Source organism: Legionella sp., assembly GCF_047605385.1.
GTDB lineage: Bacteria > Pseudomonadota > Gammaproteobacteria > Legionellales > Legionellaceae > Legionella.
The window spans coordinates 1-17,203 of sequence record NZ_JASGFU010000034.1 but is presented as its reverse complement, the minus strand read 5'-3'; the positions used below and the strand labels follow the sequence as shown (position 1 = coordinate 17,203).

The window sequence follows — 17,203 nt, the reverse complement described above, 5'->3', positions numbered from 1 at the left end:
ATGATACAACTAGTGAATCAAATAAGTGATTGGCTGGTGGGCAAAAACAACCAGGCTGCACTTACAGAACAAAATATCAAAAAAAGATTTGAGAACAGTAGCCCTTCATTTCCCGATATGCTTTCTGTTGTTGATTTTAATGATGAACTCAATTTCTTTTTACTCAATGATGGCATCAGTATTGGTTCTGGTTTTGAATTGGCTAGTATTCCGGCAGAGGCAGCATCCAAAGAGCATCTGCACGCTGTCTTTAACAAAATCAAAGATACCTTTGCCACCGTTGTTCCTTTGCATAAAGAAGATCCCTGGATCATGCAAATGTATGTTAATGACGAGTACTGTTTAAAGCCGGTACTGCATCATATTCAACAAAGCATTGCACCAGAAATTGTCACCACACCGTTTACCCGTGACTATTTGTCACGCCTTGATGATCTGTTTTCCAAAATGACTAGACCAAATGGTTTGTTTGTTGATCCCAAAACCGATGCGCCTTACCGTGGCAGACGAAGACGAGTACGAGTTTTGTTTTACCGTTTATACCAACAAACCCAAACAACACGCGACAAAGCACTGATTGAGCATCAGGAAGTCATCGCACAGATTGAAAGCAAATTAAAATCACCTGGGCTTCAACTGAAAAGATTGACCGGAAAAGATTATTATCAATGGTGGGTACGCTGGTTTAACTCTAATCCAGAGGAAATCCTGACCCGTTTTCCTTATCCCACAAACAACAAACCTGCCGGATACAGCTTAAGCCAGAATGTATTGTTTCATGAGCCTCAAAGTGATGAACAAGGTTTTATCTTTAATGGTATTCATCAACGCATTTTGTATGTTGATGGATTAAAAGAAGCGCCTGAAATTGGGCTTCTTTCTCGTGAAAAACCTCAAGCTAACCCCAAGCACCGCTATGCTTTGCTGGACAAATTACCAGAAGGTGCAACCTACACCATTCAAGTTACTTTTGGTAATGATGAAACCTTGGATGCTCATTTAATGCGCCTAGAAAAAGGGATAGTGGGAACAAGCCTTAAACCGCAGCAGGTCAGAGAAGATATCAAAACAGCACGTGATGAACTGTCTATGGGAAATCGTTTGTTTTGGGTCAATCAGGCCATATTTTATCGCGCTCAAACAAAGGAAGAAGCCCTACAGATTGAAAAAGAACTCAAAGACTTATTTATTGAAGCCAAAATGCCTTTGATTCCTTCGTGTTATGACCTACATCCAATGAACAGTTATTTGAATGCCTTGCCGTTTAATTTTATCCCTCAATACGCCCGTCAGTATTTACGTTTTGACAGGCTGATGTATGCCTCAGAATTAGCCGCCCTGCTGCCCGTTTATGGCCGTAATCAGGGTACAAGGCATTTACCTTGCTTCACCTTTTTTAACCGCTTGGGTGAACCCGTGTTATTTGATGTATTGCATCATGATTTTATCAGCCAAAATTCCCATATGGCACTGTTTGCCAATTCTGGTAGCGGTAAATCAGTAGCTACAGGCTGGATGATTAATTCCCTGATGGCCACCAAAAATGCACGCATTATTCTTTTTGAAATGGGTAATTCTTTTGATCGCATGCTTATTCACGCCAAGGCTCATGGAAAAAAAACCAAGCAGTTATTACTCAGTAATAAAAAAGGTGAGGCAGTTCCGTTAAACCCATTTTGTGAGGCATACAAAGCAATTCCTGAAATCAGTGACAATTTAAATGCAGAAGAGACTGCTCGCATTGCCCAGAAAATGATGGAGTTAAAAGGGAATCTTGCACAGCCAATCAATCTTGCTGACTTTGCCAATGATGAAGGATCTCGAAGCTATTTGGCAGAGCTTGCTTTAGCTTTGCGGACGATGATTACCGAGGCCAATGCACTGGAAGAAGAACAATTTACCTTAGCGGATGAAACACTCCTAATTGAAGTATTAAGCGATGCCATTTTAACTTCATTTAATAATGATGCGCTGCAAATGTTGACCGAGCATGTGGTAGCCGCTTTTAAACGGCGAATGGAGCAAGAAACGGTTGTCCGCAAAAAAGACCGTATTCTGGATATGCATGACCGCTTGAATAGTTATGTGATTAATAGCGCCAAATCACGCTTTTTTAATGTGTCAACAGAGCCATTAGGCGACTTTGATATTTTCCATATTGATATTTCAGCTATTAAAGATGATGCCGGAAAACTGGCTTTGGTTATGGTGTCTTTATTGCCACGAATTTTAGCTATGGCAGAGACAACCCAAAACGATAACAGACCTACTTTTCTGTTTATTGATGAATCGCATCTGCAATTTCAAATTCCCTCCGTTGTCACCAGCTGTCTTTTGGTCGCTAAAGTCGCAAGAAAACTCGGATTGTGGCTTGTCGCCATTACACAAAACGTCACCGATATGAACTCGGAAAAAGCCACCAAAATTTTATCGTTAATTGAAACTTGGATTTTATTAGGTCTGAATGAAAAAGAAATTAATGACGTAAAACAATTCAAACAGTTAACGCCGCAACAAGAAGATTTAATCAGGGATATTGATTCACAAAAAGGCTTATATGCGGAGGCCGTCTTGTTAGGTTCACGTTATCAAGGATTATTTCGTGTCATTCCACCCCGTTATCTGCTTGCCCTTCTTATGACTGAAAAATCAGAAAAAGCAGAACGTTATGCATTGGAGAAAGAACATGATGTCCTTAAAGCTGCCGAACTTATTGCAGAGCAACTTGAAAATAAAAAACAAAGTCAAAACAATGATGCTTGTTTCTATGATGATTAGCACCAATCTTCATGCAACAGAGAGTATAGAGCCTCCTCACCCGATTAGCAGTTTTGGTATTGCCACTAAAGTCTTAAGCAAACTTTTTAGCAACAGCCACTATAAAGTGATCGGCTCTTGTACTTGGGCAGTGGGAAGATTTCCACCTAAATTGGTGGCTGTTCCTGCGGTAGAACAATTCATGCCGGATTTGATTGTCACTGTGGCTAATCACCCTGAAACCAATCCTTGGATTGAAGTAAAAGCCCTTTACGAAAATCCAGCAAGCCAAGCTTTGTACCAAAAAGCCTATAAATTGGCGACTGGTTCAGAGCTGGGTTTTGGTGACGCTGCTGGTCAAACCAGCACCATGCACATGAATGAAGAGCGTACACGTGTCGTGGATGTTATTGGCAGTCCAGCAGGCTTGTATCGTTTGCCCTATCTATCACATAAACCTGAAACACGTTTTGGTTACCCCTACTATTTAAGCGAAGCCGATGCAGTATCAGATCGCACAGAATTAGCTGAAATTGCTTATATGGCCACCCATCCTCATTTGCTATTTAACCATGATATTGGCAGCACAACCCAAATCTGGGGGCATGAAATTCCAAGATTGATGCGACTGACTCACCCTTCACGATTTAGAGCCTCTATGGTCGCAGCCTTACATGCCGCTGATATTGTCACTAATAAAAACAGCCTTCATGTGACTCAAAGTACCAACAATGCCTGTGGTGCTAATTGCGTAGTATCCAATGTGATATTTGATGCGCACAACAAAAACATCATATGGCAAGAGGTCTACCCCAAAAATCGCAACATCAATTTCAACGATGCCACTGATATGGGCATAGAAGATGAGCAAGCCGGAAATGGAAATTATGTATTTGTGGTTTGGCGCAAATACCGCGGCTGTATCCAGCATGAGGGGAAATATATTCGTGCACTTTCATTCCCCAAAGTAGGCTTTCCTCAAAAACGATAGGAGTTAATGATGCAAAAACTGTCTCTTTCTTTACTGGCACTACTATTGCCTCAAACCCTGCTAGCAAACTCGTTTATGCCCAATGAATCGGATTATTATTACAAACTAGGCGGCTCCTCCAATCTTTATGTACCTCCTGTGAATAATGATCAAACCCTTACTATTGGCGGTATTGTCGATGGACGGCTGGGGTTTACCTGTAGCGGATTCAATCCGGTAGTATCCATTACCAATACTTTTCAGGATATGAAGTCCTCTGCCATGAACATTCCAGGTGGGATTATTGATAATCTCAAAGGATCAGTAGCTGGTTTTCCTCTTTATAAACTGCAACAGTCCATGCCTGCTCTTTATAACGTACTGCAAAATACCGCAGCTTATGCGCAAAATGAATTTAGCGTCAAAGTTAAAGATTGTCAGGATGTAAAAAAGACACTGGAAGAAGGCCAATCGCCAATAGAAAGCATGTTGTCTGTCTCTGACAGTCAAGGTTGGCTTGAAGCGGCTAAACGCGCAAAAACTGAAAATGTCGATGTGACTGCCACTGCTAAAAGCATTGCCAAAAAACGCGATGAATACGGACTGCCCTGGATAGGTCGAGAAAGTGGCAATGCAGGTGGGAAATATCAACGCCCGATCAAAGTGATTAATGATGTGGTGATTGCAGGTTATAACATTTTATTAAACCGAAAACCACTCAATAGTGATAAGAAACCAGACAGTAGAACACCCATGACTCAAACCTGGCCAACGCCCACCGATGCAAGCCAATGGGCAGTCAAAGTATTGGGTGATCTGCATGTGAGCTCTGCGAATGATGCAGACAAAACCAAGCATGATGCCAAAGCAGGCATTGGCTTATCTGCATTATTGCAAAGCTGCGACAGCTCTAATACGTGTACCTCTAACGTATCTAAAGCATTATGGAATCTGGTAGACAGACAATGGCCGCTCACTGAGGAAAAACTCAGAATGGTCAGCGCCTCCAACTTGATGATTACTGATGAAATCATCATCACCATTCAGCGAATGCCACGTGAAGAGCAAATCCTAACCGTTTCCAAACTAGCAGAAGAAATTGCCGTACAAAACATGCTAGACAAAGCCTTAATGATGCGCCGCATGATACAGGCAGGGTCACAAGTACAAGAAGTACAAAATTTAAAACCTGCTTTAAACATGGTGAAATTTGCCTTAAAAAAACTGGATGACGACATTCATTCTTTGGCTTTTGAAAATGAAGTACGTAAAAAAATGATGACTGAAACTTTAGGTCTTCTCATGGATATGCGAGGCAATGAATTGGCTCACGGGTTGCCTGGTGATGATCACGAACAGTCACAAGTTAAAAATGGCGCAGTCTACGTTAAACCTACCAAAGGAGCATGAGATGATTGTATTTAGCCCTTTGTCACTATACACCACCTATTTAGGCTGGCAGCAATATGAGGTTATTTTCAATGCTCTGTGGCAAACAGGGCTGTTATACCTCGGCTTTCTCATGGTGGGGTATCGTTTCTTAAAAAATGTGTTAGCACCAAGTGGTGCAACACATCATGCAGCAGAGCATGCTTTGAATCATTTTCTTTATGAGCTGGCTTTAACCTTTTTGATTTGTGGCGTATTTATTTATCCCTGCGTGCCATTAGAAGAAAAGGCCATGACCTTTAAACCCATGTGTGGTATCAAAAAAGGAAGTGACGCAACCACATCAACACTTAGGGATACGGGAACAACTTACGATGAAGCCTTTGCTGATGTATTAACCAATAACGTCAAAATGCCCGTAGGCTTTGCCATTCTGCAAAACTATATTTCAGGCATTACTTATGGATTGATGAAAGTAGCTGGCTGCACCGACAGTTTGCAGGCTATTGAAGGCGATTTAATTTCCACTTACCTGCCTGCGGATGTACGCAAACAAGCATTAAAATTTCATAGGCAATGTTTTCTTGAAGCACGTAGCAGTTATAACAATGAACCGCCAGATCAAAAAAAGGTTGATGATATTTTAAAAAAATACGGCGGTGAGGAAGATTTAACTTGGGTTGGCTCTAAAGTATATCAAATACTTTATTACGATAAGATTTACGCCAGACAGCCCGTACCAGGCTTTACTTTCAACGAAGCACCTAATAAGAATTTAGAAAAAGCAGCTGAGCGAGGAGATATTGATGCAAAGCATTTACCAGAGCATGGCTATCCCACTTGCAATCAATGGTGGAAAAAACTAAAAAATGATCTGGTATTGGTAGCCAACAACGCGAGTGTTTTTGACAGTCATCTTAATTACTTTGCCGTCTTAAACAGGGTCCGCACCTTTAAAAACAATCATCCCAAAGCCTGGGGTTCACAACTTAGTTCAGAAGAGTACATTGCTAAGATGTTGCTTAATGACAGTCGTGATGTGCAAGCCAATAGCGTTAAAAACCTGATGAATAATACCAACAGTGCTTTAGGTGGCGCACTTTCTCATGGCTTGGTGAATATCGGGCAATGGACTAAATCATGGACATCAACCCCATTAAAGCGTGAAGCCATCATGCAAACGCTGCCAGTTATGCAGGCTTTTCTTTATTTTTTCTTGATTATACTGACTCCTGTCGTTTTGGCCTTAAGTGGTTATAACCCTAAAGCATTAGGCAGCTTATGCGCTTTGTTTATCATGACGATTTTTCTGCAATACCTTTGGCATTTAGTCGGGTTTGTAGAACGCAGTGTACTCGACCCATTAGGACAGAATGATGCCATTGCAGCCATGCGCAATATGGCGGTCTTGTTTTATTTTATTGCACCCATGCTGCTCTTGAAACTGTCAAGTCATTTTGGTGGTGAGGCAGGCGCAGGACTTGCGGGTTTAGTCGATAATGCTGCCCAACACAGTAATCAGGTAGCAAGCTCAGGTGCTGAGACGTTAAAGCAGGGAGCAAAAATAGCAAGCATGGGGAAAATACGATGAATATATCTCAATTAATCGCCATGAATATGTTCGGAAAACTCTGCTCCGCTAATGACTCCATCTTCATAAAGCTGCCGAGCTTTTCCTGCGGTCAAACGTGTCTTTTTTTCGTCATCCGATGCAAAAGCAACAATAACTTGCAACGCAATCACACTCATCTTGCCAAGCATTTTCAATGCCTTAAAAGCCTTAGATTGTGGTGTTTTGATGTTCCTAATCATAAGGAGTGTTCCCATGTTTAATAAACGTATTAGTCAATTCATTATAAGCATAAGCAAAACCCTTCTGCCAGTAGTGCTCATTTTATTGCTAGCACCTCAATTTATCCGATTCAGTTCTAAACTCAATAGCACCAGCCACTTTTTTCAGAATTATCAAATACATTTTCTTATCCTTCACAGCCTTTTTTATCTCGCTTTATATTGGTGCTGGCCAAGATTGATTACTGTTCTTCTCAATCGTTGCCATCACGAAATTAGTGATTTTCAAATCAAAGTAGCGTTGCAGGCTAGAAACTATTTATTGGCCGCTTTAATTTTTTTTGAATTATTGGTTTGGTGGAGGTAATGATGAGCCAATATCCTGTTGAAAATCTACTACGAGAACCCACTGAACTCTATACCAGCTTAACTTGTGCAGCACTTGCAATACTGACCATAACACAGCCTTATCTTTTTTTATTGACTCAAGGTATGGGTTATTACGCAGGATTAAGCCTCATGATTCTAAGTATTGTACGAGGCTATCAAGGATTGCGTATTAAACGCTACCATAAAAAGCTAATTGCCATGCCTTATTATGCGTTGTCTACCACAGAAGTTCCGATTTCAAAACAATGGCTTTTTCTTGGCAAAGGTTTTCGCTGGCTTCCCCATCACACGCAACGTCTTCAGCAAATCAAACAAATTAGAAGCGAATCGTTTTTGCAGCGCAATATCTGCTACCGCGCCGCACGAAATTATTGTAAAAACCATGAGCAGACTTTATTAGCCAAGCTCTTTAATCAACCATCAAAATTCAATCCATTTAGACCTTATCCACCAGTAGGCGGCAGCTCTTATCTACATGGATTAGGCGAGCAAGACAGTTCTATTAGCATTCCACAAGAAGTACGTGTTGGTCATACTTTTGTAGTGGGTACAACTCGCGTGGGTAAAACGCGACTAGCCAGTATCCTAATCAATCAGGATATTAGAAATGGGGATGCGATTATTGTTGTTGATCCCAAAGGCGATTTAGATTTAGTACGTGATATGTACTCTGCCTGTCGCGCTAGCGGAAGGCTGCATGATTTTAGAGTAGTACACTTAGGCTTTCCCGAATTATCCGCTCATTACAATCCATTAAAAAATTACGATCAAGTCAGTGAGGTCGCCACGCGCATTACCGATGCGATTCAAGCCGAAGGTGAAGGCAAACAGTTTGCCGCGTTTGCCTGGAAATACACCAACATCGTAGCACTTTGTCTTGAGGAAATGAAACAACCTATTTCTTATAGATCTATAGCATTTTATGTCAATCGCCTGGATCAACTACTCATGGCCTACGCAGATTCTACACTTCCTACACACGATCCAAACTATCACGAAACAATAGATGAAATCATTGCTAATAACGATTGCCGCGTAGATAAATACGGCAAGACACCACCACCTATGAGTCGCTCAAAAGCAGTAGTTCACTATTTACAAGAATATATCAGTAAGACCATCACCTCAGGTAACGTTGAAAGTCTTCACGATCAAGTACTCATTGATCTGTTTGATGCAGCCATCATGGACAAAATTTATTACGATAAAATCACAGCCAGCGTTGGCCCTGTATTGTCTGAAATTAATAAAAGTAACGCATCAGGCATCTTTTCGTTTAAACAAAGTTCTTGCGAAATTGAACTAATGAGCGCGATTAAACACAAACAAGTCATCTATATCGGATTAGATAGTCTAACGAATCCCAACATCGCTCAAGCAGTCGGTAAAGCCTTCTTATCTGATTTAGTATCTACCGCAGGAAAAATATATAAAGAAAGTAATGCACACTACCGCCTCAATTTACACTGCGATGAGCTTTCTGAAATCATCCAAGATTCTTTTGTGAAAATTTTAAACAAGGCAGGTGGGGCAGGCTTTCAAGTCACCGCCTACGCCCAGACTAAGCAGGACATGGAGGTAGCTTTAGGCTCAAAAGCCAAAGCAGAAGTAACCGAAGGCAATCTAAACACCCTTATCATGCTACGTGTCAAAAATGAGGAAACAGCAAATTTATTAGTCAAGGTCTTACCAAAAGTAGGAGTAATTGATTACTCCCAAGTATCTATGGTCAACGACACCCCACACGGAGAGGACGGCGTTTATTTCAATACTACCAACGAAGATCGAGTACAAACTACGCAAGTCAACATGATTGATGTCAACGACATCATCTCATTACCCAAAGGCCAAGCCTTTGTTTTAGTGAATGGCGGAGAGCTATATAAGGTAAGAATCCCCTTACCTGTTAACGATGGATTAGCCCCCAAGGATATCAAAAGTGCTATTCGTGCAATTAACCAACTTGAATGATAACCTTGGAGATTAATATGAAAGCAGAAATTACTTTAAACCTTCGTACACGGGAAGTGTACAAATTATTTGAGAGAAAGATTAGTGGGGATAGGCTGTTTGTTGAGGCTATTTTGCATAAGTTTAATATTATTATTGGTAGATGCAGCAAACAAGATCCAATCGCTATTAAGGCATTGAATGTAATGGATCAGCAAGTTAATGTTCTTGCGCAGAAATTTTCCGCTGAAACTAAGCGTTTTGAGATACTTCTTTCTATAAAGAAAGAGTTCAAAGACAAACCAATCAACTTTGTAGTGCAGTTTCATCCGAAGATCATCGTATGCAATCCCCTGAGCATGAAATTAGCTGAGGTGATTGAAGCTTATGACAGCCTTATTGCCAATTTGAAATTACTTCGGCTCGTAGGATGTTTTGATACAGATGAAGCTTATTTCAAGAATATCAAGAAATATCAAAAAACTGCTAATAAAGCACTCAGCGAATTGATTCTACATCATATGCCTGAAAAACTAAGTTAGTAGATCTGTCTTAGTTAGTAACCGAACTATCTGAAAGGAACACAATATAGTTCTCTAAAAAATCATTATATTGTTCGCTATTAGCGAATTTTTATTGCTATTGGCGAACAATGCTGCTAAATTAATTCTGTTGTTTGCATGAGAGAAAATTCTCGCACCAAGCATTGAGGCGCATAGCCTCGTGGGAGCTTGCTCCTACCACATTCGCGCGTACATATGCCAATCGTCACAAAAAAAACTGTACGGTGGAGACCTTGTTGGCGATGCCAAGGTCTCAAGGGCACAGGGTTTACTGCCAACGACTCTCATCTTCATATTTGGCGAGAAGGGAAATCATTTTGATAACCTTAAATATGGAGAATAATAATAATGAAATTTTTAACTTTATTTACAAACAACCGTTGGCGGACATTGAATTTAGGGAAAAAGCCCTCGAAGTAAAGAGTTATGTGGTTCTTCTTCAAGGTGTTGTGCTTGCTAGTACGTCTATTATGCAAGGTCATTGACCTAGTTAGTAGAGGGGACTGCTAGAGCATGAGGAACTCGACTCAATGGTCCCTTTTAGTGCTATTTAATGGGGTAATAACGGATGTTAAATGAAGCTCTAAAACAGATACGTCTGTTTCACCAAATAAAGCAATCTGATTTAGCAGAAAAACTTGATATTTCAAAATCATATCTATCTGAACTGGAATCTAACAAAAAGTCCGTTTCTATAGAAATATTGGAAAAATACTCTAAATATTTTTCAATACCAGTTTCATCATTAATGATTTTTTCTGAAAATTTAGACTCTACAAAAAAATCTCATAAATTACGCATAAAATGCGCATCAAAAATTCTAAAAATCATGGAGTGGCTCAATGCCAAGGATGAAAAGTAACAAGCGTTATAAACGAAAAATTGTTACTTATGGAAAATCTTACCCACTAAAAGACTCCTGGCTGTACAATATCCGTACCAAAAATAGTTTATGCGCAAAACTTGAAACAAACATCGAAACAATAAATACTCTGAGTGATGATGGGGCTAATTATCAGACATTTTTTTTGCAACAAGCTGACAAAAAACGAGAAATTCAAGCACCAAAGTTTGAGCTAGATAAAATTCATAGTCGTATTGCTTCATTGCTAGCAAGAATTGAAGTTCCTGATTATCTTCATTCTGGAATTAAAGGCAGATCAAACATTACAAATGCACATTTAGGTACTACTCCCGTACTGACGCTCGATATAAAAAACTTTTATTCTTCAACCTCTGCAAAATCAGTATACCATTTTTTTTATTCTAGGCTTAATTGTTCGTCAGATGTGGCAAGTTTGTTGGCTTCACTATGTACTTATAACAATCACGTGCCTACGGGGAGCAGAGTAAGTATGATTTTGGCATATTGGGCCAACGAACCAATGTTTCAGCACTTACGCCATCTTAGTGCAAGAAAAAATATTACGATGACCGTTTATGTGGATGACTTAACTTTCTCAGGTGAGAATGTGAACCGGAGCTTTCAGAAAAATGTAATTAATATTATTAAGCGAGCAGGGATGTCTGTGCATCAAAAGAAAACCAAGTTGTATTTGAAAACTCAAGCCAAGGTTATTACTGGAGTAGTAATAACAGATAATAAGATGTTTGTTCGTAATAAACATCATAGAGCCATCTATGAGTTATTCAACTCAATAGGTGATGCTAAAAATGAAGCTGAGCTTGAATATCTAAGTAGCTCTCTTATTGGTAAATTGAGTGCGGCAGGCCAGATTGACCATCGTTTTTTGCAGCGCGCACGCAGTATGAGACAAATATATCAGTCTAATACTAACCAACATATTCAGTGCAAAATAAAGACATAAATCATATTTAAAATATAATTACTGAAGGACATAGCGACGAGAACTTAAAATTAATTGGCTGCGTCACTGAGGATTTATCCGCAGTGACGCAGCCGAAGGGCTGCGAAATTTTTCAATAAATTCAATTGACTATGCATCATTGAGCAAGTGCGTGCAACGCGATTGCTCAAAATAATCATTTAAAAGCCCTTGTCCAACACAAATCGTTTTGCTAATGTAATATTAAGCATAACTGATGAGTCCGGCGCAATTCCGGCGAAACCTCAATAGGTCTTATGCAATAGCCACCCTCATTTCCTAATCCTGTGGCAGAACGATAAGTCGGGAACATAACAACACCAGCACTTTGCAGGACTCATTGCAATCAACACAATGTAATTCTTAAAGAATTGAACCACACAATACCACTTCTGTATTGCCCTACGCGCAACAATAGCTCATAGGAGCTTTGTTGTATTTAAAATAACATTAAACCTAAGGAGATCATCACCTCAAAAAAGTTGTACCAATGTTATCAGGTCAAAATAAGTTTGTAGTTTAAAACTGATTTGCCCCTGAACTGAGCCTTGAGGCTTCATGCCTGGTACTGCAATCTTGCAGGCCGCTCTACCAACACTAAACCAATATCAGGGCAAATAGTTTTAGAGGTTATATCAATGAGAAAAAACCAACTCAGGCAACAAGTCGATCATTATTGCCATCATGATCACACTGGATCATACCGAGCCAGAAAGCACCGTCATTTTGTGCTTCACAAAATGATTCGTGATTTATTCCTTATAGGCCATGTTCCACCAAAATGGCATGCTGTCACTCACGAACATATTCAACGTCTTGTTACACATTGGCAAAAAGAGCAACGCAAACCATCAACCATAATGAAGTACATGACAATAATTCGTCATTTTTTTCAAAAACTTGAACATACGATCCCAGATATTAGTAACCAAAGCATAGGAATTAAAAACCAGAAATGCAGCTCGAAAAAAATCCATTTATCAGAAGATGTTTCCGTACAGCTAGCAAACCCCATTGCAAAAATATTGTTCGAGCTGCAAATTCATTTTGGTTTAACTTTAAGTGAAGCAATGCGTCTATGCCCAACCATTCATGTGCAAGAGCATCAACTTTGGATTACAAGAGATATTGCTACAAACAGCCGCGATAGAACGATCCCTTTTAGAAATGACGCACAAATAGAAGCGAAAAACTCACTTTCAAGTTTATGCAAACAGCAAAGCCTAATTTTAACATATGGCTATCATTTCGTACGTGGCGCGTACAGTAATGAATTGAAAGCAATAGGCGTACCGTCATCCAAGAGCTATCGGGGTGTTTATGCAAAAAAAATGTATCCAGAGCTGAGCAAAACTCTATCACCTTATTTAGCCAAGCAAACCATCCTGCGTGAAATGGGACTACAATCCAGGCGAACGCTTTGGAGTTATCTTAATGAGTAATACAAAATTGCGTGCAGCAAAATTTTCAATTAACGAACTGGTTAAAAAAGCTCACGGCCATTCCTATGCAAGCCAAGCGGACATGCGCCATATGCTCTTTCGATGCGTCAAAGATTTACATGAGCTAGGGTATAAAATTGGTCACATTAAAGGATTAAAAGCAAAGCACATCTACGTGCTGGTGGAACATTGGAAATCTGAAGGCAAAAACCCAGGAACAATTAAAAACTACATGTCCAAACTACGAAAGACAGCTTATTTACTGAACGATCCAAAACTGGTTAAGCCAGATAATGGAGCGTACAACATTAACAAACGTTTGTATGCTTCAACAATCAATAAAGCAATTCATCATATCGATTTGTCCAAATGCACCGATCCTTATATTAAGCTGTCATTAGAAGGTCAACGACTCTTTGGCCTACGCCGTGAAGAATCCATGAAATTTACATTAAGTGAGGCTCATCATGGCGATAATTTAATCATTAAACCCAGCTGGACAAAAGGAGGTATTGGACGCACATTAAACATAACGAATGAGGCTCAACGGCAATGGTTAGCCAAGGTTTCTCAGCTTGTTCGCGCAGGAGAATCACTTATTCCTTCCAATAGAACATATAAACAGCACTTAAGTCATTATGAAGAGCAAGCAAAAGCTATGGAGGTCAGTAAACTACATGGTTTAAGACATGCCTATGCGCAAGAACGATATAGAGAACTGACTAAACTATTTGATCCTCATAAACAAGGGATGGCATGCCCATTTGAAGGTGGGAAAAAATTTAAGGAAATGAATGCGGCGGAAAAGGCAATAGATCGAAAAGCACGTCAAATCCTCAGCTTTGACATGGGTCACTCTCGCATCTCAATAACAAGAATTTATTGTGGCTAGCAAATCTATTTTCTAATAATACAATATCCAATCAAAACGTGTTTTTATTTTTTATTTAAAACACGTTTTGATTGATTTATATATTTTGTTTGTTTATGATTTGAATGTACAACACAACTGACGAGCCAGCGAGACTCTGGCGAAACCAATCGGTCTTGTGAATAGCCATTACCATTCCCTAATCTTATGGCGGAGCGTTAGCAGGGAACCTCAATTTATCACTGATCATCCACCAGGGTGAAACTACATTAAAACATCTCGTTTTAAACCTGTTCTTATTCATTCGTTTTTTTAATCAACGAATGACAGCTCTTTAAAAATTAGGCGAATCAACCAAACTTGTTGTAAGCAAGTATGGCCGACTCAATACAATTGTTACCCTCTCTGGGAAAAACTTCCCTGATGGGCTGGTTTTTCCCAAATTTTTTGGAGAAAAATCATGGAAACAATGAGCACCACTGTTTCAAGAAAAGAATACGTATTTTTTGATTTAGCTCGCTGTATTAATGAACTTGATGTCTTGTGTCACGAGCTATCTGCACAAGACATAGATGAAATTAAGAGTACTTGCAAAAAACTACGTTACTTCATCAATGATAGACAACCTCAATTCAATTTGGCTTAACCCCCAGCAGGAGTGCCTATTCCTGCAAAAGGGTTAGCACTCCTTTTTCAAGGAGAACTCAATGGATACACCTCAAATTTATGTCGCATGCCTTGCGTCTTATAACAATGGCATACTACATGGAAAATGGATTGATGCGGATCAGGATGCGAGCAGCATTTATGATGAAATTTATGAAATGCTAGCTGACAGCCCAATTGAAGGAGCAGAAGAGTTTACAATCCATGATTTTCAAGGATTCGGTGGTGCTCGGATTGATGAGTACGATAGTATCAATGACGTTGCCGAACTTGCTGCGTTTATTACCAAACATGGTGAATTAGGCACTGAACTTTTTAGCTTTTATTCTATTGAAGATGCTGAAAAGATGCTAGAGGAACATTATCATGGAGCTTATGACAGCGAGGTTGATTTCGCCCGTGCGCTTTTTGATGATTGCTACAGCAATGCAATACCGGAGAATTTACAGTTTTATTTTGATTATGACGCTTTTGCCCGTGATCTTTTTATAAACGATTATTTTTCGGTAGAAGCAGATGGTCAAACGCATGTTTTTTTCTAACTACTAAAGCCCCTTTTTTGGGGCTTTTTAATAAATTGAGTTAGTGATTTAATATACACATTAATCGAAATGTGCTCACCGATTCATTAATAGCTTTATTTTAACAATTAGGTCTATATATGCTAATTATTTTTGGTGGACTTCCAGGAACAGGGAAAACAACACTATCAAAACAAATTGCTAAGCAATTAAATGCAGTTTATCTACGAATTGATACAGTAGAGCAAGTACTGAAAAAATGCTCTAGCTCAGATCATTTAGTTGGGCCAGAGGGGTACATGGTCTGCTATGCTCTTGCGCTAGATAACCTAAAATTAGGACTTTCTGTCGTTGCTGATTCAGTCAATCCCATTACAATTACACGCAATGATTGGCAACAAGTTGCGATGGATGCAAGCAAACCTTTCATTGAAATCGAGCTAGTTTGCTCCAATATCAAAGAGCATCAACGCCGAATTGAAACCAGAAAAGCCGATATACCAGGGCATAAGTTACCTAAATGGGTTGACGTATTAAATCGAAACTATGAACCATGGCAATCAAAATCAATGGTATTAGACACCACTGAACATTCTATTAACGAATCAGTGAAGATAATTATGGATTTTATTAGTCAAAAAATTAAATAAATTGCCTCCAGCAAATAATTACTACTAATTTTGACTGTGGGGATTTTGTGGGGATCAGTACAGTGTTGTTATGCACTGTACTGCAATTGTAGTGGGTGGCGACATTTAATTATATAATAAATTCAATAAGTTAATTTTCAATTACCGGGCTTCGAACCAAGGTGTCGGGGGTTCGAGTCCCTCCGAGCGCGCCATTTAAAAGGGTCTTACGATGATTCCCTTGTAATGCCTTTGCTTTCAGTAAGTCATGAAAAGTCTAACAATTTATGCTTCAATGCTCTTCTTGTGCAAATACTTCCGTTTATATCTAAACTTATTTAAAACTTATCAGATGAGTCAATATGAAGATATATCAGCTCGAGACGTCTGATGTCTTCGCTAGTCTGCATAGCAGGCCTGAAGGATTATCGCCACTTGAGGCAAGTCGTCGCCTAAAAGAGTATGGCTTAAATTGCATTCCAATCATTCGCAAAACTCCATTATGGTTACAATTTTTTTATGAGTTAACCCATTTTTTTTCTTTAATTTTGTGGGCGGCAGCAGCACTGGCTTTTTTAAGCGAATGGGCCGATCCAGGTCAAAGAATGGCTAAGGTAGGATATGCTGTAGTGATAGTGATTATTATTTCAGCGTTATTTTCTTTTTGGCAGGAGTATCGCATTGAAAAATCCCTGGCAGCTCTGCAAAAATTATTGCCCACACGAGTTAAAACAATCCGAGATAACCTCATTACCGTCATTCCTGCAGAACAATTAGTTCCTGGCGATGTGATTTTACTCGAACAAGGTGACAACGTACCTGTGGACGCAAGAGTAATTGAAGCCTTCGCACTTCAGGTTAATAATGCCACGATTACAGGTGAATCATATGTGCAAACACGCAATACTAAAGTGTGCATGCAAGATAATCTTCTCAGTGCGAATAATGTTTTATTAGCTGGTACCGTTGTTGTTGGTGGTGAAGGAAGAGCCATCGTGTTTGCAACCGGTATGCAATCAGAATTCGGTAAAATTGCCCATTTAACTCAACATAGTGATGATGAAGTTTCTCCTCTTCGCAAGGAAGTGGCCTATGTTAGCTATCTGATTGCAGCAATTGCCATTGTGCTAGGCATTTCTTTTTTTATTGCGGGTCACTTTCTAGGAATACCTTTATGGCAGGATGCTATTTTTGCCATTGGCATTCTCATCGCTATGGTTCCTGAAGGATTTTTGCCGACACTTACTTTGTCACTGGTACTAGCGGCACAACGCATGGTCAAACGTAATGTATTAATTCGTCATTTACCAGCAATCGAAGCGCTTGGCTCAACCACAGTGATATGCACCGATAAAACCGGCACCCTAATGTAATGAACCATCTCACCCACTGAGTTGGCAAATTATGTTTACCAGCT

16 protein-coding genes are annotated in these 17,203 nt (G+C 39.6%); 15 read left to right on the top strand and 1 reads right to left on the bottom strand.

Features of this window, described 5'->3' with window-relative positions; all coding sequences use genetic code 11:
• The 4 genes from QM652_RS09035 to QM652_RS09020 are packed head-to-tail and all read left to right on the top strand — an operon-like array spanning position 1 to position 6,707.
• Positions 1-2,778 (top strand): conjugative transfer ATPase, encoded by a 2,778-nt coding sequence (locus QM652_RS09035; RefSeq protein WP_415074989.1) that lies wholly within the window; start codon positions 1-3, stop codon positions 2,776-2,778.
• Positions 2,753-3,748 (top strand): TIGR03756 family integrating conjugative element protein, encoded by a 996-nt coding sequence (locus QM652_RS09030; RefSeq protein ID WP_415074987.1) that lies wholly within the window; start codon positions 2,753-2,755, stop codon positions 3,746-3,748. The genes QM652_RS09035 and QM652_RS09030 overlap by 26 nt, the downstream gene beginning before the upstream one ends.
• 9 nt (positions 3,749-3,757) lie before the next feature.
• Positions 3,758-5,137: an integrating conjugative element protein gene (locus QM652_RS09025; RefSeq protein ID WP_415075025.1), complete on the top strand. Its 1,380-nt coding sequence runs from the start codon at positions 3,758-3,760 to the stop codon at positions 5,135-5,137.
• A 1-nt stretch (position 5,138) separates the two neighbouring features.
• Positions 5,139-6,707 carry a conjugal transfer protein TraG N-terminal domain-containing protein gene (locus QM652_RS09020; RefSeq protein WP_415074985.1) on the top strand — a complete coding sequence of 523 codons (1,569 nt, stop codon included), beginning with the start codon at positions 5,139-5,141 and terminating at the stop codon, positions 6,705-6,707.
• Positions 6,708-6,718: 11 nt separating this feature from the next.
• On the opposite strand, the gene QM652_RS09015 is transcribed toward QM652_RS09020, so the two are convergent.
• Positions 6,719-6,928 (bottom strand): hypothetical protein, encoded by a 210-nt coding sequence (locus tag QM652_RS09015; protein WP_415074983.1) that lies wholly within the window; start codon positions 6,926-6,928, stop codon positions 6,719-6,721.
• A 13-nt stretch (positions 6,929-6,941) separates the two neighbouring features.
• On the opposite strand from QM652_RS09015, the gene QM652_RS09010 reads away from it, so the two are divergent.
• The 11 genes from QM652_RS09010 (at position 6,942) to QM652_RS08960 (ending at position 17,159) form a co-directional block, all read left to right on the top strand.
• Positions 6,942-7,274, top strand: coding sequence for a hypothetical protein (locus QM652_RS09010; RefSeq protein ID WP_415074981.1), 333 nt, complete (start codon positions 6,942-6,944; stop codon positions 7,272-7,274).
• Positions 7,275-7,276: 2 nt separating this feature from the next.
• The gene (traD, locus tag QM652_RS09005; RefSeq protein ID WP_415075023.1) at positions 7,277-9,268 is read left to right on the top strand and encodes a type IV conjugative transfer system coupling protein TraD; all 1,992 of its coding nucleotides are present in this window, start codon (positions 7,277-7,279) and stop codon (positions 9,266-9,268) included.
• Positions 9,269-9,285: 17 nt separating this feature from the next.
• A complete protein-coding gene (locus tag QM652_RS09000; protein WP_415074979.1) occupies positions 9,286-9,789 on the top strand; it encodes a hypothetical protein in 504 nt (167 codons plus the stop codon).
• A 589-nt stretch (positions 9,790-10,378) separates the two neighbouring features.
• Positions 10,379-10,672 carry a helix-turn-helix domain-containing protein gene (locus QM652_RS08995; protein WP_415074977.1) on the top strand — a complete coding sequence of 98 codons (294 nt, stop codon included), beginning with the start codon at positions 10,379-10,381 and terminating at the stop codon, positions 10,670-10,672.
• The gene (locus QM652_RS08990; protein WP_415074975.1) at positions 10,653-11,639 is read left to right on the top strand and encodes a reverse transcriptase family protein; all 987 of its coding nucleotides are present in this window, start codon (positions 10,653-10,655) and stop codon (positions 11,637-11,639) included. Before QM652_RS08995 ends, QM652_RS08990 begins: the two co-directional genes overlap by 20 nt.
• Before the next feature lie 656 nt (positions 11,640-12,295).
• Positions 12,296-13,099, top strand: coding sequence for a phage integrase N-terminal domain-containing protein (locus QM652_RS08985; protein ID WP_415074973.1), 804 nt, complete (start codon positions 12,296-12,298; stop codon positions 13,097-13,099).
• Complete coding sequence (locus QM652_RS08980; protein WP_415074971.1) at positions 13,092-13,991, top strand: phage integrase N-terminal domain-containing protein; 900 nt, start codon at positions 13,092-13,094, stop codon at positions 13,989-13,991. The genes QM652_RS08985 and QM652_RS08980 overlap by 8 nt, the downstream gene beginning before the upstream one ends.
• A gap of 439 nt (positions 13,992-14,430) precedes the next feature.
• Positions 14,431-14,616, top strand: coding sequence for a hypothetical protein (locus tag QM652_RS08975; protein WP_415074969.1), 186 nt, complete (start codon positions 14,431-14,433; stop codon positions 14,614-14,616).
• Positions 14,617-14,677: 61 nt separating this feature from the next.
• Entirely contained in the window at positions 14,678-15,178 is a 501-nt protein-coding gene (locus QM652_RS08970) for an antirestriction protein ArdA (protein ID WP_415074967.1), read from the top strand.
• A gap of 119 nt (positions 15,179-15,297) precedes the next feature.
• Positions 15,298-15,807, top strand: a complete 510-nt coding sequence (locus QM652_RS08965; protein ID WP_415074964.1) for an AAA family ATPase — start codon at positions 15,298-15,300, stop codon at positions 15,805-15,807.
• Between the two features lie 341 nt (positions 15,808-16,148).
• Positions 16,149-17,159, top strand: coding sequence for an HAD-IC family P-type ATPase (locus tag QM652_RS08960; RefSeq protein ID WP_415074962.1), 1,011 nt, complete (start codon positions 16,149-16,151; stop codon positions 17,157-17,159).
• The last annotated feature ends 44 nt before the right edge of the window (positions 17,160-17,203 follow it).

Coding starts and splice junctions, on each gene's coding strand:
- QM652_RS09035 (WP_415074989.1), top strand. CDS start 1: ATGATACAACTAGTGAATCAAATAAGTGATTGGCTGGTGGGCAAAAAC.
- QM652_RS09030 (WP_415074987.1), top strand. CDS start 2,753: ATGATGCTTGTTTCTATGATGATTAGCACCAATCTTCATGCAACAGAG.
- QM652_RS09025 (WP_415075025.1), top strand. CDS start 3,758: ATGCAAAAACTGTCTCTTTCTTTACTGGCACTACTATTGCCTCAAACC.
- QM652_RS09020 (WP_415074985.1), top strand. CDS start 5,139: ATGATTGTATTTAGCCCTTTGTCACTATACACCACCTATTTAGGCTGG.
- QM652_RS09015 (WP_415074983.1), bottom strand. CDS start 6,928: ATGATTAGGAACATCAAAACACCACAATCTAAGGCTTTTAAGGCATTG.
- QM652_RS09010 (WP_415074981.1), top strand. CDS start 6,942: ATGTTTAATAAACGTATTAGTCAATTCATTATAAGCATAAGCAAAACC.
- traD (WP_415075023.1), top strand. CDS start 7,277: ATGAGCCAATATCCTGTTGAAAATCTACTACGAGAACCCACTGAACTC.
- QM652_RS09000 (WP_415074979.1), top strand. CDS start 9,286: ATGAAAGCAGAAATTACTTTAAACCTTCGTACACGGGAAGTGTACAAA.
- QM652_RS08995 (WP_415074977.1), top strand. CDS start 10,379: ATGTTAAATGAAGCTCTAAAACAGATACGTCTGTTTCACCAAATAAAG.
- QM652_RS08990 (WP_415074975.1), top strand. CDS start 10,653: ATGCCAAGGATGAAAAGTAACAAGCGTTATAAACGAAAAATTGTTACT.
- QM652_RS08985 (WP_415074973.1), top strand. CDS start 12,296: ATGAGAAAAAACCAACTCAGGCAACAAGTCGATCATTATTGCCATCAT.
- QM652_RS08980 (WP_415074971.1), top strand. CDS start 13,092: ATGAGTAATACAAAATTGCGTGCAGCAAAATTTTCAATTAACGAACTG.
- QM652_RS08975 (WP_415074969.1), top strand. CDS start 14,431: ATGGAAACAATGAGCACCACTGTTTCAAGAAAAGAATACGTATTTTTT.
- QM652_RS08970 (WP_415074967.1), top strand. CDS start 14,678: ATGGATACACCTCAAATTTATGTCGCATGCCTTGCGTCTTATAACAAT.
- QM652_RS08965 (WP_415074964.1), top strand. CDS start 15,298: ATGCTAATTATTTTTGGTGGACTTCCAGGAACAGGGAAAACAACACTA.
- QM652_RS08960 (WP_415074962.1), top strand. CDS start 16,149: ATGAAGATATATCAGCTCGAGACGTCTGATGTCTTCGCTAGTCTGCAT.